Genomic DNA, 23,542 nt, shown 5'->3' with positions numbered 1-23,542 from the left:
GGCTGCGCGTTTGTTGAAGGTTACGATTACGGGGGAGTGTCGGGTGGCGCTGTGATTGCAATCTAACCGATGTCAATGCGAATTGCACCGTCTCTGGCGAACAAAGTCGTGGACAAATTGAAGATAAGCCTGGGTGGAGAACGAGATTCCGTTGACGCGCTGATTTGCCGTCATGTCGTGCCGTCAAAATCAGGTTCTGACCACCTCGAACGTGAGAAGCTGGTCGCCCATGAATTAATTGAAGTTCGATTCTGATGCGAAAATAAAATGTTTTATATAATTAATTGGTAAGCTTGAGAAGTGCTCGCGGTCGGTGCCGCAACAAGGCAAGTTTAGCCGATTAGCCGGTTTGTCCACATGTTTAGATTCAATTAGCCAAGCAGAGGGGTATCGGTGCTGCTATAATTACCTATTTTAGGGGTTCCAAACTCACAAAAGGAAATCCTCATGGCCAAATCTCCGATGTTCTCCAAGTCCAAGGTCTACGATCCGAAACCAAGTCCCGCTGATCCGCCGATTACCGGTGCGGGTGTCGTTCGCACCTCTATTCCGGAAGAGGATATTCGGTATGACAACGTCAACGGGCCGGTCGCGATCCCGCCAGCGGCGCAGAGCTCTACGCCTGAGCCCGATGCAAATGAAGAGGTTGCAACACCTGATCCGCCTCACGCCGATGGTTCAACGTCGCTGGCTGGCAAACCTGCGACGGATGCTGAAGATCTGGGCGGTGCCGACGTTAGCTTCGTCGATCCGCCAGCCCCTGCAGCTGACGGTGTTGATGAACCAGTGCGGCCACCGGATCTGTCTCAGCAAGACGACTTTGATGAGGCCGAGTCTGCTGATCAGGTTGCGGAAGAGCCTGCGATCGCGCCGCCTGCACATTCTCCGGACGAGACAGCTGCCGGAGCCTATGTTGCGGATTGGCCGTCTGTCGATCCGAACTTGATCGGAGCGTTGCCGGAAGTGAATGTGCCGCTGGATATCTTCCCGGATATGATCGCGGACTTCATTCGGTCGGTCGCGAAAGCGGTCGGGGCCTCCGAGGGTTACGTTGTGGCCACGTTTTTGGCGATGGCGGCCGCTGCGATCGGAAATGCGCGGGTCGGGCGCGTCGGTCCGGAATGGGCGGTGCCCTGCATTCTGTGGTTCTTGCTGATCGGGGATCCGGCAGCCGCCAAAAGTCCGGCCATGGGCCGGACGCTCAAACCATACCGGACGCTGGAGGCTGAAGAGCAGGCTGCGCACGCGGCGGCTGGCCTGCCGGATTTGGAAGATGACGCGCATGCCTGGCGGCAGGCAGTGATGCCGGACGGGGGAGAGAATATTCAGGCCGCTCTCGGTCCGAAACCGTTGCTGATGTGCGAGATGATGACCTATCTCGGGCTGATCAAGATGCTCGCGCAGCACAGGCGCGGTATGCTGATGACCGCGGATGAGATCGCGGGCTTTGTCAAGACGATGCCTTCTGACCTGCGCGCACTGCTTCTCAAGTGCGCCGATGGTGCCCCTTTCCGGCGTTATACTGCCAAAGAGAATACTGATCTTGCGGGTGTGTTGCTTTCGATCGTGGGCAGTATCCAGCCTGACGTTCTCGAAAAGCACGTCCCCAAACTCGCATCAGACGGCCTTTTTGCCAGGTTCTGTCCGGTGTGGGGTGTTCCGCAGTCGGTCGTCGACCTGAATGCGCGCATCGATGATGGTCCGATCCTGGATGTGCTCCGCGGTCTCAGGGCATTGCAGATGGATGAGGGTATGCACGGACCCGCGCCGCGGGAGGTGCCGTTCACTGATGACGCGCGGGCGCTCATGGCCGCGCGCATCACGGCCGCACGGCAATCGCAAGAGGCGGGATTGCTGGTAAGCTTTATCGGCAAGAGTGACGGCACGGTCGCGCGGCTTGCGCTGGTGCTGGCTCTGATGCGCGTGGTCTCAACCGGACCCGATACACCGGAGACTGTCGAGGCCGACGATGTGCGCGCTGCGGGTCGGCTCTTCGACGACTACCTGCTGCCGATGGCACGGTCGGTTTACTGGCGGAACGGGTGCAGCGAGACCGAACTGGCGGCCTACACGCTCGTCAAGAAGTTGCAGGCCAATAGGGTTGCATCCATCCCCGTGCGGGAGTTGCGGCGTATGGCGCCTGAAAAGTTCGAAAAAGGTGACGCCTTCGTGGACCTGATGACTTGGCTGGAGCGGGCACATGTTGTGCGGCTGATGAAGGCGGCCCCCAGTGGGCCGCGGGGCGGTGCGCCCAGTCGGCGCGCGGCGGTGAACCCGCGGATCTGGCCGCCGGGGCAGGCCCCGCAGCCGGAATAGGTTGCGCCGATCGCTGCAGGCTTGGCAGGTCAGCTGGCTTCATACGTCTGCGTGATCACGACCCATGCTGACTACTGTTGCAGACAACGTCGCACCGGACGGCCTGCAGGTGATCGGAGTTTCCTTATGAGCCACAGGAAACTCCGATCTGCCCAAACGATAATCCTGACCCGTGAAAAAAGTATGCCGCAGAAAATGCGCCGAACCTATGAGATGAGCTTATGCCCAAAGATGCGATCGACCAATCTTTCTTGGTGTTCAACTGTGAGCCTGCCAGTGCCGACAATGTGACGGAGATGGACACCCATGAGATCAAGCGTGTGGCGGACTCATCCAACATCGATCCCGCACGCACCTGTTTGAACCGGGTGCTGTTCGGTAATCCCGCCGGTCCCAAAGCGGCATTGGCGGACTTCTACAAAGCGGGGGTCAAGATGCCGTCCCGGCGTGCGCGTCTGCCTTACTTGCGGATCGTCATGGGGGCGTCGGCAAACTTCTTTCGGCCCGATGCGCCGGGGCAGATCGGCACATGGGACGCGGCGCGACTGGAGGCTTGGCTTGATGTGGCAATGGCGGCCCTGAGACAAGAGTTTGGCGCGGATTTGGTGCATGTCTCGCTTCATCTCGATGAGGACACGCCGCATCTGCATGTGCTGGTCGCGCCCACTTATCTGCGCAAGCCCCGTGCTGTGGACCGACGGCGAAAGGGAGAGACCGATGCCGCGTTCGCGGCGCGCAAGGCCAAGGTTGCGGCCTCACCGGGGGTGCGCACGGTGGGTCGCGCATCGCATCCAACATTGCGGCTGGAGGGAAGCTTTGAGGCGCTGCGCCAGGCGTTCGGTCGGGCCTTTGCCGCGCTGGGGATCCATCCGGGCTATCCTCGCACGCAGGACGATCCCAAGCCAAAAACGACCCGCCAATGGGTGAACGAAGAGGCCGCCCGTTTGAAAGCGCGACACGCAGAACTGGACGCGGCCTTTGCCGAGATCGCTGATCTGAAAGACGCGGCCGTGCTGGAGGCCCGCGCGCAAGAGCGCGCGCGTGCGGACCGGATCGTCGCCGAGACTGTGGGTGGTCTGCAAAAGCGAGTGGCTGAACTGGAAGGGATCATCACTGACTATCTGCGTCCTCTGAAACTGTTGCTGAAAGACGCCGCCGCAGAGCGTGGATTGTTGCGCAGGATCAGGCAGGTGTTGCCCGACGTCCCAGACAAGCAGATCAAAGAGGTCCGGGCTGCCCTCGAGCGTGTGGATGATCAAACCTATCGTGAGGGGCAGTTCGGTCAGATGCAGCGCGCGCAGGATGCAGAGACGTTGCGGCCCTATCGGCGGGCGGTCGCGGGGCAGGAGCAGCCTATTGCGGCAAAGCAGGACTCGTCAAACACGGGCGTGGCTGATTGTGAACTATGGGATGAGCGGGATGAGGGCTTGGGTCCCACCTGAGAAAAGACCGCGGCTGATTTGAACAGTTGCGCGATCGCAGAAGCGCACGGCGTTCCTCAGTTTGGCGGTGCTTCTGCCGATCAGATGTGCGTGTTCGAGAGATCTGCGCTTACTGTCGGGTAGGTCACCTCAACTCGAAGGGACGGGCTTCTAGAAGATCGAAATCACCGCCGGCTCGCTGCGCTGTCCTGGTCGATCAGCGGTCATCCTCGTTCTGGTGTCGATGTCTGGTTGATCGGCCGATAGGGGCGTCGCAGATCAATCACAGCGGTTTCCGAGATGGTCATCAGGTAAGAAATTGGCGCTGACCAGGGCCTGCCGATGATGCCGCAGTGATGGTCGCCCTTTCCAACAATACGACCCCATCAGGTTTTGTAAGGCCCGGAATTTGCAAAACGGTTTTGTCAGAGGGGCAAGACAGAAAGAGGTTGTGTCAGAGCCACGGCATGCAGACCGGTTTTGTCAGGGAATGGCTTCAGGCGAGGTTTTGTCAGAGGCGCAAAACTTGAACCGGTTTTGTCAGACGCACGACAATAAGGAAGGTTCTGTCAGACGGCCGAAGATCAATCAGGTTTTGTCAGACCCGCAACGAAAGGGTAGGTTTTGTCAGGCTGCAGGAAGTGAGATGGTTTTGGCAGGGAGCCGATCTTGAGGGGATGGCAGTCTGTCTTTCGGGAAAGTGTTTGTGATCCACTCTTGTTCGACAGCGACAGGCAGACTTTGAATTGTGCGTCACACGCCCCCACGACGGTATCATTGTTTGATGGATTGCGGCTTTGCAGGTGCCAGGCCTGCCGTGAATATTGGCCAATCAGTATCAATAAATGACTGTACCTGCTTTATATGGTGAGCGTTTTTTTGTTTGGTGGATTGCTTTCAATTGTGACGGCGCAACCCGATGAGGCTGTTCGTCGGATGCTGGCGAACTTTAAAGTGATGAACCAACGGATTATCGTCCTGACAAAGAACGCGCGATCTAAAGAAGGATATTTGGCGACGGGCGAGCGAAAGCTGGAATCGTAGAGGCTTTTGGCTGGCACGGGCGACGACACCCGCCGCCCATGCCGCGATGTGCGCATCATTTACACCCTCGGCCAGAACCTCGCCGTATCGCCCCCACCCTCATCGCCACTATCGCTTTCCGGTGCTGCGACTTCCAGCACATCACGCAGAGCCTCACGTTCCACGACACCACCCACCAGCAGATCACCGGCCAGCGTCTCGATCATGACGCGGTGCACGCGGACGAGGTCGCAGGCGCGGGCGTAGGCGGCGTCGAGCCTGCGGGCGGTGCGGTCGCGCAACCCACGGTGCCGGGCAAAGAGCGTGGCCGGGTCTGCGTCCGCGCTGCACCAGATCAGACCCGGCCCACGGCTAAAGCTGAGGTCAGCGGCGATCGCCAGGCGGGTGGCGCGTGCCAGATCGGATGCCGCGTCGCCGCCGCTGCGACCGGACACGGACCCGATGATCACCTCTTCGGCGGCACGTCCGGCCAGCAGGATGATCATCTCGCGCTGAATGTCGGTCGGCCTGCGCGCATTCGGCAGCGGTGTCAGCACGACCTGCGCCGTGACGTCTCGTGCCACGGTCAGGCTAATCCGGTCGGGGCGGGCGTATCCGGTGATCTGGGCTGTGACGGCCTTGGCGGCACCGGCGATGGCGACACGCGCGCGCAGCGCCTGCGGCACCAGCGGGCGCTGATCCCGCAGGGCGGTCATCAGATCACTGACCGCCAGATCGCGACCCTTGGCACGGGCGGTCTGACGCGCGACCTGCACCAGACCTTTGATGTCCGCCATCGTGGCACCGGCGGCTGCGCGCGCGATGCCCGTCAGGTCGGCGCCGGGCAGATCGCCGCGCAGATGGTAACGCAGTACATCCGGCAGGTCGGCTGTCGTGGGGTGGTGCATATCGATGCGCAGCCCCAGCCGACCGTGCCGGACCATCGCCGTGTCGAGATGCTCGGGGTGGTTCGTGGCCCCGATGACAACGACACCGTCACGACCGATGGCCCCGTCGAGAAGCGCCAGCACAGCATTGGTCACATTGCGGTAGTAGGTTGAATTGTGATCGTCCGGACCGTCGCGGGAGGGAAGGGCGTCGATCTCGTCGAGGAACAGCACCGCTCCCCTGGCTGGACCGGATGCTGCCGCGATTGCCGCCTCGAAGGTGTCGGCCATGGCGCGCATCGTCTCGTTGCCACGCTTGGCCTTCGATTGTTGCCATCCGCCCAGCGTTGCGGTGACCAGCGGCACACCTGCGGCCCGCGCAAGGGCCGCGGCAGCAAAAGTCTTGCCGGTGCCGGGTGCGCCCGTCAGGAGCACGCCGTTAGCCACGTCCGACCACGGCAGTGTGCCCGCCCTGTAGGCGTTCAGATCGGTGGCGATCTGGCGCAGGGTTTGGCCTGCCTCACCAAGACCCGGCAGATCGTCGAGCGTCGGTCCGTCGTCTGCGATGACCGTCTTCGGCCGGGCCAGCTCCGCCAGCTTGCGCGCGACACGCAACGGGCTGGGTTGGCGCAAGGCGAGGTCGACGGTGCTCATCGGCAGCGCTGCCAGGGCGGCATCAGCGGGCAGGGCCGCGCGCAGCGCACCTTCGGCCATCTGTCCGGTGGCGCTGTGGGTCAGGCGCAGGGTCCAGGCCAGCGTCTGGGTGCAGGGCCGGGCGATGTGAACGACGGGCAGCAGCGACAGCGTGCCGGGCAGGTCCTGACCCGGTGGGGTCAGAATGACCAGCGGTGCAGGCTCTGCCAGCTTGTCCTCGGCGCGGGCCAGCTCTGCTGCGATGGAGGTCGGTGTGCGGGTATCGACCAGGATGACCTCCGGGCGGAGCGGGGTTTGCGACAGCGGCTGACCGGGGGGCGTGCCTTTGGCGCGCAACCCCTTCATCAGCGCGTCCTTGAGGCGCCGCGCCTCGGCCGTGCTGTCGCAGATCAGCACGGTGGCGGCCCCATCCGACAGCAGCGCATTGACTGCCGCCTGATCGCCAAAGGTCTTGGCCAGCTGCGCGAGGGCCAGCACAGCGCTGGCCGCGACGGGGCAGGGCGGGCGACAGTTCCGGGTGACGCTGTCGGTGGCCCATGGGTCATCGCCCGCGGCCAGGGCTGCGGTGATCTCAGCGGAACGCATGGCATCGGCCGCAGGCGTCCCGCTGGGCATGGGCATGTCGTTCGAGAGTTCAACGTCATCGAATACCTCATCGAGACTTTCGGCAATCTCCGACGCTCGCAGGGCGTCCGCGGCGCTTGGGCCGTCAGCAGGCGTGGGTGACACCGCATCCGCATTCGATGGCGCATCATCCTTGGCATGCGCGTTCCATGTTGCATCAGCATAGGCATCGACGTCGGCTTCTGCGTCTGAGGTTTGCAAGCTGCGTAGGAACGCCCCGATCCTCAGCCCGCGCGGACGATCCGGATAGAGCCGATGCAGGGCCACGTCGGCCAGTGGTTGCCAAGAGGGTGCGGTGACGGATTGGGTCTGGGCGGTCGAAGTCTGCGGAAGCTCAGGAGCGGTATTGGTGTTCGAATGTGTCATGGCGATATCCTGTCTGTAGGAACGAGCGGAGAACCCGGTGCCCGAAGGGGGCAATCGGTCACGGGTGACGGCGAGAAGGGGCGGCAGGTGAGGCTGGCGGGTCAGCGACCTGTTCCATTGCCCGCAATCAGGCAGATTCCGCCGTGGACTGCCCCCTCTTCGTCGAATGCGGGCGTGGCGCTGGCGTCAGTCGGGGCGCGTGTCGCGCCGCGCGTCCGTGGCTTTCGGCGCGGTGGATCTCGACGGATGGTCGGCGGCGGACCGGAATCGTGCCGTGACACCATCGATCAAAGCGTGCAGCAAGGGTTCTGCCCGCAGATGATAGATCTCGCCTTGGGTCTTGATCGCGTCACCAAACACGCGCTTGGGCAGGACCAGTTCGGGGTGCATGTTGCGCATATGGCGATGGCAGGCTTTCTCTTCACGCACGGCGAGATTGCCGGAGGAGAGCGCAAGCACCCGGATGACTTCGGCCGACACGCTGCGGTCGAGACCAAGCTGGTGGCGCAGGCGCTTGGCCGGTCGGGCGGAATAGCCCAGCTTCAGGACCGACATCTCCGGCAGGTCGATCCGGAACAAGTAGATGAACGACGGCTTGGCCGCCCACCCCTGACCGCAGGCCGCACAGGTGCAGTCTCCCCAGCGCATGTTGCTGACACTGATGGATTGCACGTGGCCGCAATGGTGGCGGTAGTCGCGATACCCTGCGCGCCCGCTTGTGGCAGGACCGACCAAGACCCAGCCAAAGTCGCGGGCCGCCTCATCATCGCGTGCGGCGCGGCAGTCTTCGCATCCGAGAGCGTGACCGCCGTCTGCGGCGGCCTCCACACGAGTGTATTGACTCCGCACGACATGGCCGCAGGGCAGGCGGAACAGGCCGTAGTGTCGATGTTCCGGACACTTGGCGACCAGCTCTGCGCCGAGAGCTTGGGCCGCACGGGACCGTCGGTCATGGATGCAGGCGTGGCACAGCGGTGTCGCGTCACGAATGACATTGATCCGCACCAGCGCGTCGGTGGCGCAGGTGCGACAGCGCAACACGCCGTGGTAGCGGTCACGGGCGCGACCGATCAGATCAAAGCCCGCGCGCGCGGCTGCCGCGATCCAGTTCGGCTGGAGTGGCTTATCGAGGGCAGGGTAGGCATCGCCGTCGATGATGAATGTGTCGGATACGAGGGAATGAACGTTCATTGAACGCACCTCCTGAATAAGGATGAACTGCAGGCAAAGGCAGACCGGCGGCATCCAGAAGCACGGATGCCGCTGTCGTTCAGATCGGAATGGCGCAGATCAGACCGGACTGACGTCCAAACCGTCCTCGATCTCTTCGCATTGCACATCGACCCTTGACGATGACAGCCCGAGATCGGTGCTCACAACTGGCGTCGCGCGGAGCGCCTCGCGTGCGGTCAGATCTTCTTGAGCAGCTGCGATAATCTCATCGACAAGATCGGCGGCTACGACCATGCGCGGTGCTGAGAGCAGTTCGACAGGCAACGGACTGCGGGCGAACCGCCGTGCCCGATACCGCAGACTTTGCGCACGCTGCGTCAGAGTATCGAGGCCGTCTCCATCGTCTTCGAGCATCAGCAGAAGCACCCAAGCCGCATACTTTACATCCGACAGGGCCACAGACCTGTCGGAGTGGAAACGCCAGAGCGCCTCGTCTGCCATGGCCCAAGCATCGGCTGCGGCTTGATCGCAACCCGCAAGTGCGGGATCTTGATTGGCCGCATCCGCGCAGGCCTCCGCCGCGATCGCAGCGCGCGTCAGCGCCATGCAGCGATCAAACTCTGCCAAGCCAGCGGCGTTCGCCACAGACAAATCCAGCGCCGCATTCGGGGTTTGAGACACGCCGTGTCGCGTGGTAGGGAAAGTGTCAGCCATGATGATCTCCATAGGATCGTTGGGGTTAGTGTAGGCGCAAGCTTGACCCTTGCGTCTGCACGAACTTACTATACGATATTGTAAAGTCAATAGACGATATTGGAAAGTTTCGAGATTATTATGGCGAAGATCGGTCGTCCTAAAACTGACGCGACACCAGTTTTGGTGAGGGTGCCCCCTGATGCATTGAAGCGGCTGGACGATGCGATAGACGCTCAATCAGACAAGCCATCACGGCCAGAGATGATACGGCGGATGATGGAAGACTGGTTCGACCAAAACGCTCAAGGCTGATTATCTCAGATCTAAGTCGATAGATTTTAGCTCGCAGATTTACCCCAGAATTTGGTCTCATGTCACCACCGAGGCAAAGCGGAGCTTTCGACTAACTGGATGCCAGTTGCCCCGCATCCCAACGCGCGTTGGTCATTGGACTTCGTGTCCGACAGCTTCGGCACCTCGCGAAACTTCCGGATGCTGACAGTGGTCGACGATAGCACTCGGCAATGCCCGTGCCTTGTCGCGGACCCCAGCCTGTCCGGCACACGGGTTGCCAGGGAGCTCGTTGCCCTCATCCGGGTCTACGGCAAGCCCGGCTGCATCTTCAGCGACAACGTTCTATGCGCGGAATGATTGGTTGATTCGGAATCAGATCATTGTCACGCTAGAGCACTCCAGCTTGTTTAAATGTGTGTCAGTTCGGCATTTTGGTCAACAACATGTCTCTCCCATAACAAACACAGAGTACAATTTTGCGGCTCACACCGTCCTTAAGACAAGATCTTCGGGTTGTTGAGCAGAAGGCCTGAACATTATCTACGAGTTCGATTGCTCGCCTCTTCGCCCCCTACAGAGAAAGGTCCTCCTGCTGGCGATCAACCCTGAAAGAAGGGACGATTAGGTTTGCCCCGTTTGATGATCCCGCGCTCCGTCCGGGCCATTTTGGGAGCGATTGCGGTATACGCCGTGCGGCGCAAATGGGTGTTTTTCCGATCTTTGGAAATGTAACGCTCGAACTTATCACGAAAGCTGTTGGTCTTTTGCATGATGGCCACCTGCGCAGCCATCCAAAGCGTCCGCCGTAGCAGGGCATTGCCGTATTGGAACAGCTTGGTCTTGCCTCGAAATGTGCCGGACTGGATGGTTGCCAGATCCGTACCGCAGAACTTCAAGAATTGGCGGTGATGCTGAAAGCGGCGCAGATCACCAGCCTCTGCCAGAATGGCCAAGGCGTTGAACGGCCCAATTCCTGAGATGGATGTCAGAAGCTTACAATCATTGTTTGACGTGCCCCTAGTCTCTTAGACGCCTGCATCGTTCATTTCCTTTGTGTGGTTTCATAGTCAACCGGTGACAACATGCCGTTGTTCGTGTGCTTGCGGGTGGGGTTATAAAACATCTCAATGTAATCGAATACGTCCTGCCTTGCTGCATCGCGTGTGAGGTAGGTTTGCCACCTGATCCGTTCGCGCTTCAAAAGATGGAAGAAGCTTTCCGCCACCGCGTTATCGTGGCAATTTCCGCGCCTGCTGACCTGCTCCCCTGAAAAGTCCGCGATTTGAGGTTAGTCTGTTCCTATCAAAGGAGACAGACGATGAAGCGATCGAGGTTCAGTGAAAAACAGATTATCGGCATTCTGAAGGAGCATCAGGCGGGGCTTGGCGCGAAGGAGCTGTGCCGCAAGCACGGCGTCAGCGATGCGACCTTCTACAAATGGCGATCCAAGTTTGGCGGCATGGAAGTATCTGATGCAAGGAAGCTGAAGGCGCTGGAGGCAGAGAACGCCAAACTCAAGAAGCTGCTGGCCGAGCAAATGATGGATGTGTCCACGCTGAAGGAGATGCTGGGAAAAAACTTCTGAGGCCTGATGCACGGCGGCGCGCCGTGGATTGGGCCATGAACCAGGAGGGATATCGGCAGCGGCGGGCCTGCGCTTTGGCGGGGATAGATCCGCGTGTGTATCGCAGGCCGTCGAGCAGATCAGATGACGCTGACCTACGGGCACGCCTGAAGGATCTGTCATCGGAACGGCGGCGGTTCGGTTATCGACGGCTGCATGTGCTGGTGAAGCGCGATGGCTGGCAGGTGAACTGGAAGAAGCTGTATCGCATCTACAAAGAGGAGGGCCTGACAGTGCGCAAACGTGGTGGCCGGAAACGTGCCTTGGGCACCAGAGCGCCGATGGCCATCCCGAGAGGGCCGAACCAGCGGTGGAGCTTGGACTTCGTGTCCGACAGCCTGTCCTGCGGTCGGCGGCTCCGCATCCTGAACGTGATCGACGACTTCAGTCGGAAATCCTGGCCGCTGTTGTTGACACGTCGCTGTCAGGTATGCGCGTCGGCCGCGAATTGGACAGGATCGCAGAGATGCGCGGCTATCCCTGCATGGTGGTCTCTGACAACGGGACAGAACTGACCTCGAACGCGATCCTGAAGTAGCAGGAAGACCGCAAGGTCGAATGGCATTATATCGCGCCGGGCAAACCCATGCAGAACGGCCTTGTGGAGAGCTTCAACGGCCGGATGCGGGACGAACTTCTGAACGAGCACCTGTTCGACACTCTGCGCAATGCCCGCGATCTCGTGGCGGCATGGCGCGAAGACTTCAACCACCATCGCCCACACTCAAGCCTCGCTGGCCTGACGCCGTGGGAATATGCTAACCGGTCAAAGGACGACCAAAACCTGAACAGAGCTAACTTATAAACGGGGACACTCAGGGGAGCAGGTCACGCCAAATGCCAAGACTGACCATCTTGCTAAATCCCCCTGCCAATAAGATGACCTCGCAGGGCTTTTTAGTATCCGACCAGCAAGGCATCCTCTAGCGAAAGCGCGAACGGATCATGGGTCAGTCGTGCAGGCTATGAGACCCTTTAACCTTCTTCAGCTCTCTCGGAAGGCTTTTGCAAAGTAGTCTGAGATGGGCTTGAGAAAGTAGTTCATGGGTGTGCGGTCAGCGGTCCTGACGTAGGCTTCGACTGGCATGCCTGGGATCAGCATCATCCCATCGGGAAGTTTTCTGATCTCTCCTTCATTCATGCTCACTTCTGCACGATAAAAGGACAGGCCGTTTTGTTCGTTCGTAAAGGCGTCAGCGCTGACTTGAGTTACATGGCCAGCCAATTCCGGTGTGCGGCGCTGGTCGAATGCCGATAGGCGTAGCAGCACGTCTTGCCCTAAATAAATCTGGTCAATGTCGGTCACCTGCACCTGTGTGGCGATCACCAATGGACGGTCCTGCGGCACAAGATAGAGCAGCGGTTCAGCTGGGCGGATCACCGAGCGCGGCGCAAATATCGTCAACCCGTAAACGACCCCCGAGACTGGAGCGCGGATATCCAGCCGATCAAGTTGCTGGCGCAGCGTGCGACGCCGTTCCGTTAGTTCCAGCTCGTTGGATTGCAGATCGCGCAGCCGTGTGATTGCCTCTTCGCGGCGGGTGCTTGCCAGCCCCAGGATCTGGATCTCGATTTCGGTGCGACGTTCCGCAGCCTGGGCGGCCTGAGCGCGGAGCTCTCCGGCCCGGCCGCGCATGTTAGATGCCTCGCGTTTCAGTGCCAGCACCCGGCTGGCCTGCGTCAGGCCGCGGTCGAGCAGACTTTGCTGGTCGGCCAGTTCTGCGTCGATCAAGGCAGCTTGCTCTGCCATTGCCGTTTGTTGGGCTGTGATGCCGGTCACCTGGCTCGCGATCTGCATGCCTTGCTGTTCAAGCTGATTGGTCGCCTTCAGTAGGCTGTCGAGGCGCGCCTCGAACAGTCGCTGCTGACCGTCGATCAGGTCCTTTGCCTCTGACGCCCCCTTCAAGAGCAGAGGGTCAAAGGTCAATGTAGTCGACCCGTCACGCTCTGCCTCGAGCCGGGCGCGGCGGGCGAGTACCTCGTAGAGTTGGCCTTCGACCACAGCCAATTCACTCTCTAGATTGGAAGAATCAAGTTCGATCAGCAAATCGCCTGCGGCGACGGTTTCGCCCTCGTCGACCGCGATCCGCTCGACTACACCGCCGTCCGGATGCTGGATCACCTGACGGTTGCGGTCGACCTCAATCTGGCCTTGGGCGATTACGGCACCTTGCAGATTGGCAAAGACAGCCCACGCACCAAAACCTCCAACCAGCAGGAAAACAGCGAACGTGCCAATCAGAAGCGGTTTTGTCGCTGACCAGCGGCTGGGAACATTGATGCCAGAGGTCATTGCGTGACCGCCATTTTGCCGGTTGCTTGGGTGATCGTTTGGGCGTTGCTCAGGACTTTCTTCATCACGTCGTCTTTGGGGCCAAAGGCGCGCAGTGCGCCGTTTTCGATCACGAGCAGCAAATCGCATTCTTGGATCGCGGCAGGACGGTGCGCCATGATGAAGACAGCCTTGTTTTCGGATTTGGCGATACGGATCGCGTTGTTCAGAGCGATCGACCCGTCATTGTCGAGGTTGCTGTTTGGCTCATCCAACACAAGCACCACCGGATCACCATACATGGCACGTGCCAATCCAACGCGCTGGATCTGGCCACCGGACAGACGACCGCCCGTGGTAGTGACACGCGTATCATAGCCATCGGGCAGGCGCAGGATCATGTCATGTGCCGCCGCTTTCCGCGCTGCACGGACGACGGCGGCATCGTCGGGAGTCATCGACATCCGGGCGATGTTTTCCTTGATCGTACCGTCAAAGAGCTGAACCCGCTGCGGCAGATAACCGATGTGCTGGCCCAGCGTGTCTGCATCGTATTGGTCCAGAGCCGCCCCATCGAGGCGGATTTTGCCACCAGCAGGTCGCCAGACGCCCGTCAAGGCGCGCGCCAGCGTGGATTTCCCGGCACCGGATGTGCCAATGACACCGACAGCTTGCCCAGGCTGCACCGCAAAGCTGATCTGGCGCAGGCTGGCCTGCTGTTCGCCAGGCGGCATCACGGTCACATTCTCGGCCGTCAGTATTGCGCGGGGGGCAGGCAGGGCTGTGCGGACCTTTTCTTCGGGGATGGACCCCAGCAGGACGGACAGACGGGTCCAGCCCTCACGGCCCTTTTGGAATACGGCCCATTGGCCCACGATCATCTCAATTGGGGCCAGCGCCCGCCCCATCAGGATCGAACCTGCAATCATCGCCCCCGGCGTGATCTCTCCGCGCAGCACCAGTAGCGCACCCAGACCCAGTATGGCGGACTGCAAGAACAGACGGAATGTTTTGGTCATCGCGGTAAATGTGCCAGCGGAATCCGCCGCACCGATCGTGGCATCGAGCGAATTTCCACGCGCGACCTGCCAGCGATCAAAAGAGGCACCGCGCATGCCAAGGGCATGAACCAGTTCACTTTCGCTACGGATTTGCGCGCCTAGTGCCTCGGACTGGAAGGACGCGGCATTCGCAGCCTCCATCTTTTTTTTTGTGGTGATCTGGTTGGCGACGGCGACGACGATCAGGACCGCGCTGCCGGCCAGCGCTAAGATGCCTAAATTTATATGGAAAATGAATATCCCCAAAAAGAACAGCGGGATGAAGGGCAGGTCAAAAAGCGCCATGAAGGCTGGTGAGGTGATCAGACGCTGGATAGCTTCCAAGTCGCGCAAACCAGTGCGCGCCTCTTGCGGGACGCGGTTAAGGGTCTGGGCATGCAGCGTCGCGGCAAACACACGCCGGTCGAGACGTGCCTGAAATCGTGCGCCAAGGCGTCCCATGACGCGGCCACGTACGAAATCGAGAATACCCATCATGCCATAGAGAAAAGCGACCAAGACGCTAAGGGCGATGAGCGTTTCAAGGCTGCGTGATCCCAGCACCCGATCGTAGACGTTTAGCATGTAAAGCGGCCCGGTCAGCATCAGCAGGTTCACAAAGAAGCTGAAGACCGCAACCGCAATATATAGCCCAAGTCCTTCGCGCCGCACCGCTGCCAGTTCCGCAGCCCCCATCCGCCGTTCTTCGTCACCCATTGGGCTTATCCATCAACATGCTTCCTATTCAAAAGTGACCAAGATTTTGTGCCGAGGTTGTCCCACTTAAGTGGTTATCTTGTGGGGAATGGGCTCGGTCAAGGTCTCTGTCCGGGACTGGCGGATTGATGGTTGACGTTGCGCATTTTCCAGGCTTTGCGGAGGCGTTACCGCAGAAGTCTGACTATGCGAGCATTGCGTCTTTGTCCTTAAAGAAACAAGCGACACCCTTTGAATGTTTGCCCCCCATTTCTCGGAGAACACTGTCAGCGCCATTTCTGCTTTTTTACCCGCCCCTGCATGCTGGATGTCGTCCGTGTCTGACTTCACGGCTGGCGCCATCTGCTTTAAAAGACAATTCAGGACATTTTTTACCTTATGCACCAACAGCACCTCATGCACCCAACAGCGCTGATGTTTTTTGCTTAAAAGCACTCTATCCAGTGCATTCCAGAACCCCGTGGTGCCATCACCAACCGCAATTTCCGGTGCGACGGACAACCCGTGACTCTTTATGTCAGCCAGCAATTCGTGCCAGTTTTGCGCGCTCTCCCGAAGGCCAACCTGAAAACCAATCAGATCTTTTTTGACCTCAAGTGTTGAGCCGATGATCACCAATATACCTTCAGCATTTTCCTCTACGCGGGCCTGTAGGTAGATACCATCCGCCCAAATGCAGATGCAGAGGTAGTGACATCCTGACAGATCACGCCGTACCTAGTCTCATATTGCGCCTGCCCCACCCTGCCGTCAGTCGTGATACGACACTTGGCGACAGGGTGGGAGCATCAGGGACCATCATGTCCGAGAGCGCCTCTTGGAAATCACCCGTCGAGATGCCTTTAAGATACATCACTGGTAGCAAGGCATCCAGGCTGATCGAGCGGCGGGCCCATTCTGGCAATAAGTTCAAAGTAAAGCGGACCTTTTTTGACAGATCAGGTGTCGCCAGCCGGTCGCGCACCCTGGGTTGCTGGACATCCAGCGGACCGAAACCGGTCTGAAGCTGCCGCTCGGGGCCAAATCCATGACGGACAATCCGCTGGCGACCATCATCTAGCTGTCCATTTGTAAAACTGGCAATTAAGGCGTCAGCTACTGGTTTCAGCGCTTCCGCCAGCATTCGGCGGGCACATTCGCGTGCAAGTTTTATCAACGGATCAACAATCGTTTCCGTTGGGCTAAACGGTAGGGTTTGTGTAGAGTTCATTATGGGCGTATTGCTACTTATGAGGTTCTGGCCGGCGCTGACATCTGCCTCATTACGCCGCTTTTTGAATTACGCCATAACCAAATTCGGTCATAACTCAACATGCCGTGGTGAAGGACCTAAACAAAGGCGAAATCATCTTGGGTCAAGGCCGCCAATTGAATGCCCTTCAAAGTTAAAATATCAGCATCACTAAAGTTGATTACGACGTCGCTACTGTTCTGCTGAGCCGCAGAAAGAATGGCTGTGAAGGTATCAAGACCAGCAACATCAAGGCGCAAAACATCGCCGGAGTTTACGTCGAAGTCAGTTATTTTATCCGCCCCATAACCATCCGAGAAGACAAATATATCTGCACCGTTCCCGCCTGTCAGTCGATCCCTGCCGGTACCGCCGTCCATGATATCGGCACCGTCGCCACCAAACAGTTTATCCCAGCCATTGCCGCCGTCCATGTTATCGGCACCGCCGCCACCAAACAGTTTATCCCAGCCATTACCACCGTAAATGATATCTGCATCTTCCCCGCCAAACAATTTATCCCGGCCATCCCCGCCGTTCATTATATCTGCACCGTTCCCGCCTTTCAGTAGATCCCAATCGGCACCGCCGTCCATGAAATCTGCCCCATCGCCACCATAGATACTTTCACGCCCAGATCCACCGAAGTGGAAATCATTAATCACGGTGCCATCACTGAACTCAAAGCTTTCGATCGCATTATATGACCCAATGACGTTGTTAATGTGAATGTCCATGCCGCCTGCAGCTTTAATAATAATGGAGTTTGATAATCGTTCGTCTGGATGTTGTTGAAAACTGCTCTCGTCAAAATTTACATCCGTGAAGATGACGCGGTCGTTTCCGCCGCCAGCAGATTCGTCATAGACAGCGGAAAAACCATTGCCGCGGGAGATTAAGTAAATGTCATCTCCAGCCCCGCCTCTGGCAAACTGTGGCCTGTTACCGATGGTCGCGCCAAGATCAATGATGTCGTTTCCAGTGCCCCCAAAGATATCATCTCGCCCTGACCCGCCCGAAAGGATATCGTTTCCGGCTAATCCAAATAACTGGTCGTTTCCATCATTTCCGTACATATTATTGTCGGCATCGTTTCCCGAAATGCGGTCGTTACCAGTCCCGCCGAATGCATTCTCAATCAACGAAGTATTATTTCCGCCATGTGTTAGAGCATTATAAATGTTGCCCTCCGCATCATTACCTTGCCCTAGCTTTGAAAGCTGCTCATCACTGAAGACCGAGCTTTCACCTGGCTGAAGGTTTAGATTTAAATCCGTAGTATATGCGGTTAAATCATATGTATCAACGCCGCCGCCATCCCAAATAGTTGCAAAAATACGGATTCCGCTGGTATCAATAGCAACCTCGCCATTCACCAATGTATCTCCACTGTTGGGGTTCCATTGATAAACGGTGTTACCACTATTGGTCGAATAATTCGCCCCATAAATATATTGGAGTGCAGCGATATCTAGTATCATAAAGGATTGGGCGTATCCCCATTTCTCGTTGGACAATCCAGAACTAAGCGTTTTACCTTCATATGATCGATAGGACATAACAGTCATTTCCAAAAAATCATACTCAGGTGGCAGTGCAGGAAACCCAAATCTTGCTTCATGGCCATGAGATAAGCCCAAGGCATGACCGATTTCATGAAGCGTCATGTACCAGCCATAATTGCCCGCGACAGGAATTTTCGCAGCATCGTGACCAAACCAGACGTCTCCTGCAGATGAATTGGCTCCAGGGTAATAGGAAAATGCGCTTGCAAGCAAACTTGAACTTGTGTTTCCAAATCTTAGGGATTCGGGTGCTGCGCTATCTGCGGCTGCATCAAACTCGATCTGAAGATTCGTAAATCCTTCGACTGAAAACCCTTGCGATGCCTGACCACCGCGATCCGCATCAAGGGCAAACATGACTGCCTTCTCTTGCTGGGTGTTAATTTCGGAAAATCCTTGCGTATATTTAGAATAGTAATCATCGACGCTTGAAGTGGTATGATAAGCATACTCTATCGCGTCACCGCCCCAATTTGTGCCTATTAGAAGGCCGTCAATCCGGTTGTCCCCAGACTCGGTCACTGTTCCGATTAAATTCTTTCCTTTAGCCATTACAAATTCCTTCTACTTTTTATTGCGTTTTGAAGCTTCCGCTTCCGCGAATTTGGTTATGTCACTATCGGGATGACGTAAGGTAAATACTGCAATGTCCCCAGTGCCATAAGTAGCGTTCGCAGCATCGAACTCCTCTTGAATGGCAAAATTCCCGTCCCGCGGGATTGGTTATGAAGGGGGTGATGCATCGGTAAGATATTTGATCAGATCAAGCATATTCATAGAGTGGAGAACACTAGTCCACACGGCCAAGTAAACCCTTGGCCACGCCGCTTGCGGGCGGGCGTAACGACCTATCAACCTCAAATATATTTCAGAAAATGACACCGTGCGCTCTGCGACATTAGTACTATAGTCTCTGAGTGAAGCAGAAATAAACGCTATTGTCGCAAAACGTGTTCCCAAATGCGAAACACACAATTGGACCGGTCACGCTTTCGTTCCGCTTCAGGTGCTCGTTTAGATCACTTTCCTTTGAAAGGCGACGGGTTTTCTAGCCCAGTGCTAAGTGGTGGCGACGCGGATTGTAGAACCCGTTGATGTATTTGAAGATGGCCATTTCAGTTTGTCGCTGCGTTTCCCATGATCTCCGCCAGATGAGTTCGGCCTTGATGGTTTTGAAGAAGGTCTCGACTGCTCCATTGTCATAACAGTTACCCTTCCTATACATCGGCACCTTGAACCCGTCTTGGCCAGGACTTTCGGACAGTCGTGCGAACAGTATTGCGCGGATTCAACCGGTCGTCGCAACACCCTGACCTTGGAGGTGTAAATGGCGACTGGAAAGCGAAAGTCCGAACAGTCCACGCGGGTCCAGACCTAGCTGATATCACCCGCCCATTTCTGGTTTGGTGCTTCTGCCATGAAGTCACGATCTAGGGGGTTCGGCGCAATAGTAAACTTATGGTCATTGCCCCCCTCTCGGCAGATTGCTTTGCAATCGCCTGCCGCGCAATGGTCGTCACGTTGTGCTTACATGTTCTTACCGCTGATATGCCGTTCTGGCGCATCAATCTGCCAACGCGGCGGTGGCATGTATCCAGTCCAATTCCCTTCAGCACTTCAGTCATTCGAGGGCGGCCATAGCTGCCCAAACTGAGACCGGACTGTTCCATGATATGTGCTAGAGTGACCAAGTCAGACCGCTGTCGGCGGTTGGCTGGACGGGTTCGCCAAGCCCGCAACCCGCGCTTGCTGTCACCGACAACATGGCGCAAGCGATTGGTCGGGAAGTGATCTCAATGTTCTTTGATGAACCTAAACCTCATTGCTTTAGGCCCGCGAAGAACTGGGTGTGTCTTAGGAAGCCAACGGTGTACTTCGCACGAGGGTCCCAATGAAAATCGCCTTTGTCCGGGCGCATTGCGCGGAGTTCGGCATCCGGGCCATGTGCCGGGTTCTTCGGGTCCACTTCAGCGGCTTCTATGCATCGCTTAAGGGACTGTTAAGCTGCCGTGCTCAGGAATACGTGCGCCAGTCTGAGCTGTTCCGGCAGGCCTGGGCAGAGAGTGGCAAGGTCTACGGCTATCGCAAGCCGACGAACGATCTGCGCGATTAGGGCGAGAGCATCTCGGAGAACCGTGTGGCGCGGCTGGCATCGCTGGCCGGGATCGTGGCGCCGGTTGGCTGCAGACGCCGCCCTGGCCGCTACGGCGGCAGGCCAGCTATCGTGGCCGAAAACAGGTTGGAACAGCAGTTTCAGACGGCTTCAACGGATCGCGCCTCGGTGACCGACACCACCTACAACGGGACCAATTAGGGCTGGCTCTATTTGTGCATCGCAATCGATCCGTTCTCGCGCCGTGTTATCGGATGGTCCGCCCAGTCCCGGTTGACGACCGACGTCGCCCTGCAAGTCCTTCTCATAGCCGTCTGGCGTCGAAAGCCTGATGGAAAGGCCATAGTGCATTCCGATCAAGGTTTCCAGTTCACGAGTTGGGAGTGGTAGACGTTTCCCCGCCGTCCCGACCACGAACTCAGCACGAGCCGACGCGGCAATTGACACGACAACGCGGTCGTCGAAAGCGTCTCCCAGTTTCTGTAACGTGGAAAGATCAGGCGGCGCACTTACCCGACGCCCGACGATGTCAGACGGGACGTGTTCAATTACATTGAAATGTTCTACAACCGATAACGCAAGCATACTAACAAAGGCATGCTGTCGCCCGTTGACTCTGAATTCAGGCAGCAGAAACTGAGCGCGGCAGGTGACTAGGAAACTAGGGGCACCTCAGACGGCGTGCCTGGTCAACGCGCTCGCGTGACGAACTTGCCTCATACTGCTTCCCTCCAAACCTGAGAAAGGAACACACTATCAAACCGTGGCGTCGAACATCTCAATTCCGAGCGAAGAACGCCAAGACGGTAGGATATTCTCAAGTTTGTATCGATCGCAGCTTTCTAAACCTTTAATTACTAGCGATCTATAAAAATCCTCAGAATTTAATACCGCAGCGATCGCACTCGTCCAATCTTCTACGTCCTCTGCACTGAGATGTACCTTGTACTTGTTGGTCAACGTGTTTGGAAGTAGCGAAGGTTTCAACGAAACAGTCACGCCCGATCCAGCAAGTTGTTGTTGTATTCCGCCAATTTCAGATCCAACGACTGGTACACCCAGTGCCATTGCTTCTGAAATAACTTTACCGGCGGCTTCCGGGATTAAAGATGGTATCAAGAGTATTGATGTCTTCGAAAGTATTCTTGTTATATCCGACTGCCATGGAGCCCAGAATAAATTTGAGATCGCACTTAAATCGTAACCATGCTCCGTCCAGTACTTATGTGTTGCTCGACCCTCGACAGCTAGAAAAAAGTTTCTTATTTCTCGCATGTGACTGGCGATTGAAAATGCTACGTGCCCACCTTTGTCAGTGGACGGATTGATGATCGTAATAAAGTCAGTTTCTCGTCGAGCAACCTTTTGCTCTATATTGATTGCAGGTGGTGCAAATGGTAAACTAGTTGGAATAACTTTTACATTTTTTTTAAATCTAGCCTCGTAAAGCTCTCTAATAAAGTCGCTAGGAGCAACAATTTCATCTGCGATATCAAATAACGGTTGCCGGTCTTCATGATAGGATGCCGTGCCGGTATAAAGAACAACACGGGTACCCCTGTTTTTCGCAAACTGAATAACTGGTAGAATTTCATTTGATCCAAAGAATATAACAACAGTTGGATCAAATTTAGAGATTACCTTGCGTGCATTATTAAGAAAAAGATCATAAGTTTGACGCCCGATATTCATAGTATTCATACTAGGGCAAGCCTGAATATAGTGCCGGATGCAATTATCGTCGAAGTGGTAAAATCGCCCCACATTGCAGCTGTCGGTCATTTCCGAGGCAATTCGCGGATCCAAACGGTAACTGTCTCCCACATCGTAGCAATTTAAGCTAACAGAGGCGGCAGAGTTACTTTCGTCTCTTGCCAGAGCTTCGATCACCGTCTTTAATTCAAGCGCCGCGCCACTATTACGATCCAACAGCGCTTTAAAGCTTACAAATAATATTCTGCAAGCTGCCTTGCGTGTCATGTGTCCTGATTCTTTCGAGCGGAAGCGATCTGTGCAAGGCTTTTTTAGCAAAGCGCTCGCATTTCATACAGCTCGGTATTCCGTAAATCGGAATGACGAGATTTTAAAACATTCATTATTTGATTAGTCACATCGACGTGAGGCCCGAGTGTGACGTACTTGTCTTCAGTTGTCGGGTGAATTTTGCGAGGACTAAATTAATGAACTTTCTGAAACCCTTGGCCCTAACGGCGCTGTTCTTCCCACTTGCCGCTTGTGGTGGTGCTGGACACGTTGGAGGCGACGCTAATCGTGGCTCAGCTATTGCTAATGAAGGGGCCAACAACGAGATCGTAACGCGTGCTCGCGCTGATCGTTTTTCATTTGATGAGGCTACAGGTGCATCAGTTTCAACTTATGGATTTGCGGAGGTTCTCTATCGAACTGAAACGCCAGGCAAGCGCATACAGGTTCCAGATAGGTTTGGCGATGCCGAGTCGCGGGCTCGCGCGGTATCTGGTTGCGAAGTAGCGGTTGCGGATAGGTCGCAGAATTCGTTCCAAGGTGCTCATGTTATCGTCGGCTTGGCACAGTGTCCTGCCATTCAAGCCAATGGCGGCTTAGTTAGTCGGTTTGTGCGCTGATAAGCTGATGATCTCTCGATATCAATATCTGTAAAGTCAATGAATGAGACTGAATATGAATAAACATGACACTTCAACAGAACAACGGGTTGCGTTGCTAAATAAAAATGGTGGTCGGATGACTAAATGGAAGGGTGTGATCGCCAGTATCGCTCCTTCTTGTACCGCGATTATGGTTTTTGTTTCCGTCGCTGATTTGGCATCTGCGCAAGATCTGGGGCCTGGGCAGAACACCGTAGTTGGCTCAGATTCTGTTGCTGCCGGTTATGACAACAATGTCATTGGACCCAGATCCACTGCGTATGGCTCACAAAACTCGGTTGCTGGAGATCAGAGTACAGCACTTGGCCGCTCTAATGACGTTCAGGGAGCAGGTTCAACTGCAATTGGCTGGGCTTCCACAGCAGCGGGCAGCGCTGCTTCCGTAGTTGGTCGTCAGTCAACTGCTGATGGAAACAATTCTTCAGTGTTTGGTTCTTTTAGTAATGCTAGCGGTAACAATGGCACTATTCTTGGTAGCTTCAGTGGTGTGGAAGGCAACAACTCAGTTGTTGTCGGCGTAGGGAGCAGCATTTCGGGCAATGGCTCGGTTACACTGGGTTCTAACTCGACTAGTATTGGAGACAGAAACACTTCAGTCGGCAGTGGTTCGATGATAAACGGTGAACTATCGACTGGGATCGGTTTCGGCACTGTTGTGGAGCACGACTTTTCGACTGCTCTCGGCACCGGAGCCACTACAACGTCCGACAACCAGGTTGTTCTTGGCGTTGGCAACGACAATATTACGGCTCAGGGTGTTTTTGACGCTCAAAGTGGAATGGTTATCACTGATGTTGTCACCTACACTGACGCGACGGGTCAACTGCAATCAACTCGCGATTTGAACGTCGATAATTTGACCGTTGAGGAAGGCCTTAACG

Annotated in this window: 12 protein-coding genes and 8 pseudogenes; 8 read left to right on the top strand and 12 right to left on the bottom strand. The window is 56.6% G+C overall.

The features are described 5' to 3' along the window. Positions 1 to 447 precede the first annotated feature (447 nt). On the top strand, positions 448 to 2,316 hold the full coding sequence (locus tag AN189_RS17145; protein ID WP_056038867.1) for a DUF3987 domain-containing protein: 1,869 nt from the start codon (positions 448 to 450) through the stop codon (positions 2,314 to 2,316). 221 nt (positions 2,317 to 2,537) lie between these two features. Beyond that, positions 2,538 to 3,758 carry a plasmid recombination protein gene (locus AN189_RS17140; protein ID WP_056038864.1) on the top strand — a complete coding sequence of 407 codons (1,221 nt, stop codon included), beginning with the start codon at positions 2,538 to 2,540 and terminating at the stop codon, positions 3,756 to 3,758. Positions 3,759 to 4,840: 1,082 nt separating this feature from the next. Here the strand turns inward: AN189_RS17140 and AN189_RS17130 are convergent. The 3 genes from AN189_RS17130 to AN189_RS17120 form a co-directional block, all read right to left on the bottom strand. Beyond that, on the bottom strand, positions 4,841 to 7,291 hold the full coding sequence (locus tag AN189_RS17130) for an AAA family ATPase (RefSeq protein WP_056038859.1): 2,451 nt from the start codon (positions 7,289 to 7,291) through the stop codon (positions 4,841 to 4,843). Positions 7,292 to 7,477: 186 nt separating this feature from the next. Further along, positions 7,478 to 8,482, bottom strand: a complete 1,005-nt coding sequence (locus AN189_RS19410) for a GIY-YIG nuclease family protein (protein ID WP_172794943.1) — start codon at positions 8,480 to 8,482, stop codon at positions 7,478 to 7,480. 99 nt (positions 8,483 to 8,581) lie between these two features. Then, positions 8,582 to 9,190 carry a hypothetical protein gene (locus AN189_RS17120; protein ID WP_056038853.1) on the bottom strand — a complete coding sequence of 203 codons (609 nt, stop codon included), beginning with the start codon at positions 9,188 to 9,190 and terminating at the stop codon, positions 8,582 to 8,584. Between the two features lie 399 nt (positions 9,191 to 9,589). Here AN189_RS17120 and AN189_RS17115 point away from each other — a divergent pair. Then, positions 9,590 to 9,793: pseudogene (locus AN189_RS17115) on the top strand (IS3 family transposase); the annotation flags it as partial. A gap of 260 nt (positions 9,794 to 10,053) precedes the next feature. Here AN189_RS17115 and AN189_RS17110 read toward each other — a convergent pair. Both AN189_RS17110 and AN189_RS17105 read right to left on the bottom strand, forming a co-directional pair. Continuing rightward, positions 10,054 to 10,461 (bottom strand): annotated as a pseudogene (locus tag AN189_RS17110) (transposase); the annotation flags it as partial. 35 nt (positions 10,462 to 10,496) lie between these two features. Beyond that, a pseudogene (locus tag AN189_RS17105) lies at positions 10,497 to 10,712 on the bottom strand (IS3 family transposase); the annotation flags it as partial. 60 nt (positions 10,713 to 10,772) lie between these two features. Here AN189_RS17105 and AN189_RS17095 point away from each other — a divergent pair. Continuing rightward, positions 10,773 to 11,883 (top strand): annotated as a pseudogene (locus AN189_RS17095) (IS3 family transposase). 180 nt (positions 11,884 to 12,063) lie between these two features. Here AN189_RS17095 and AN189_RS17090 read toward each other — a convergent pair. From AN189_RS17090 to AN189_RS18920, 6 genes and pseudogenes are all read right to left on the bottom strand, one after another. Next, positions 12,064 to 13,371: an HlyD family type I secretion periplasmic adaptor subunit gene (locus AN189_RS17090; RefSeq protein ID WP_056038841.1), complete on the bottom strand. Its 1,308-nt coding sequence runs from the start codon at positions 13,369 to 13,371 to the stop codon at positions 12,064 to 12,066. Beyond that, positions 13,368 to 15,107 carry a type I secretion system permease/ATPase gene (locus tag AN189_RS17085; RefSeq protein ID WP_056038836.1) on the bottom strand — a complete coding sequence of 580 codons (1,740 nt, stop codon included), beginning with the start codon at positions 15,105 to 15,107 and terminating at the stop codon, positions 13,368 to 13,370. Before AN189_RS17085 ends, AN189_RS17090 begins: the two co-directional genes overlap by 4 nt. Before the next feature lie 187 nt (positions 15,108 to 15,294). Further along, a pseudogene (locus AN189_RS17080) lies at positions 15,295 to 16,317 on the bottom strand (transposase); the annotation flags it as partial. 119 nt (positions 16,318 to 16,436) lie between these two features. Continuing rightward, positions 16,437 to 18,455 (bottom strand): M10 family metallopeptidase, encoded by a 2,019-nt coding sequence (locus tag AN189_RS18930; RefSeq protein ID WP_083484486.1) that lies wholly within the window; start codon positions 18,453 to 18,455, stop codon positions 16,437 to 16,439. Positions 18,456 to 18,917: 462 nt separating this feature from the next. Then, positions 18,918 to 19,187, bottom strand: a pseudogene (locus tag AN189_RS18925) (IS3 family transposase); the annotation flags it as partial. Positions 19,188 to 19,280: 93 nt separating this feature from the next. Further along, positions 19,281 to 19,765, bottom strand: a pseudogene (locus tag AN189_RS18920) (IS3 family transposase); the annotation flags it as partial. Between the two features lie 29 nt (positions 19,766 to 19,794). Here AN189_RS18920 and AN189_RS18915 point away from each other — a divergent pair. Then, positions 19,795 to 20,016, top strand: a complete 222-nt coding sequence (locus tag AN189_RS18915; RefSeq protein WP_083484484.1) for a hypothetical protein — start codon at positions 19,795 to 19,797, stop codon at positions 20,014 to 20,016. A gap of 213 nt (positions 20,017 to 20,229) precedes the next feature. After that, the gene (locus AN189_RS19750) at positions 20,230 to 20,406 is read left to right on the top strand and encodes a DDE-type integrase/transposase/recombinase (protein ID WP_083484483.1); all 177 of its coding nucleotides are present in this window, start codon (positions 20,230 to 20,232) and stop codon (positions 20,404 to 20,406) included. Positions 20,407 to 20,772: 366 nt separating this feature from the next. On the opposite strand, the gene AN189_RS18905 is transcribed toward AN189_RS19750, so the two are convergent. After that, positions 20,773 to 21,996 carry a glycosyltransferase gene (locus AN189_RS18905; RefSeq protein WP_083484482.1) on the bottom strand — a complete coding sequence of 408 codons (1,224 nt, stop codon included), beginning with the start codon at positions 21,994 to 21,996 and terminating at the stop codon, positions 20,773 to 20,775. A gap of 200 nt (positions 21,997 to 22,196) precedes the next feature. Between AN189_RS18905 and AN189_RS19240 the strand changes: the two genes are divergently transcribed. Together AN189_RS19240 and AN189_RS19235 are read left to right on the top strand one after the other, a co-directional pair. Further along, the gene (locus AN189_RS19240; protein ID WP_157057542.1) at positions 22,197 to 22,619 is read left to right on the top strand and encodes a hypothetical protein; all 423 of its coding nucleotides are present in this window, start codon (positions 22,197 to 22,199) and stop codon (positions 22,617 to 22,619) included. Positions 22,620 to 22,662: 43 nt separating this feature from the next. Further along, positions 22,663 to 23,542, top strand: a pseudogene (locus AN189_RS19235) (hypothetical protein); the annotation flags it as partial.

It is taken from the genome of Loktanella sp. 3ANDIMAR09 (assembly GCF_001420005.1).
In the GTDB taxonomy this organism is placed as follows: Bacteria; Pseudomonadota; Alphaproteobacteria; order Rhodobacterales; family Rhodobacteraceae; genus Loktanella.
Note: the sequence above shows the minus strand (reverse complement) of the source record. Positions and strands in the feature narration are given on the sequence as shown.

Excerpts from the sequence above, each read along its gene's own strand:
- AN189_RS17145 (WP_056038867.1), top strand. The coding sequence starts at position 448 with ATGGCCAAATCTCCGATGTTCTCCAAGTCCAAGGTCTACGATCCGAAA.
- AN189_RS17140 (WP_056038864.1), top strand. The coding sequence starts at position 2,538 with ATGCCCAAAGATGCGATCGACCAATCTTTCTTGGTGTTCAACTGTGAG.
- AN189_RS17130 (WP_056038859.1), bottom strand. The coding sequence starts at position 7,291 with ATGACACATTCGAACACCAATACCGCTCCTGAGCTTCCGCAGACTTCG.
- AN189_RS19410 (WP_172794943.1), bottom strand. The coding sequence starts at position 8,482 with ATGAACGTTCATTCCCTCGTATCCGACACATTCATCATCGACGGCGAT.
- AN189_RS17120 (WP_056038853.1), bottom strand. The coding sequence starts at position 9,190 with ATGGAGATCATCATGGCTGACACTTTCCCTACCACGCGACACGGCGTG.
- AN189_RS17090 (WP_056038841.1), bottom strand. The coding sequence starts at position 13,371 with ATGACCTCTGGCATCAATGTTCCCAGCCGCTGGTCAGCGACAAAACCG.
- AN189_RS17085 (WP_056038836.1), bottom strand. The coding sequence starts at position 15,107 with ATGGGTGACGAAGAACGGCGGATGGGGGCTGCGGAACTGGCAGCGGTG.
- AN189_RS18930 (WP_083484486.1), bottom strand. The coding sequence starts at position 18,455 with ATGGCTAAAGGAAAGAATTTAATCGGAACAGTGACCGAGTCTGGGGAC.
- AN189_RS18915 (WP_083484484.1), top strand. The coding sequence starts at position 19,795 with ATGAAAATCGCCTTTGTCCGGGCGCATTGCGCGGAGTTCGGCATCCGG.
- AN189_RS18905 (WP_083484482.1), bottom strand. The coding sequence starts at position 21,996 with ATGACACGCAAGGCAGCTTGCAGAATATTATTTGTAAGCTTTAAAGCG.
- AN189_RS19240 (WP_157057542.1), top strand. The coding sequence starts at position 22,197 with ATGAACTTTCTGAAACCCTTGGCCCTAACGGCGCTGTTCTTCCCACTT.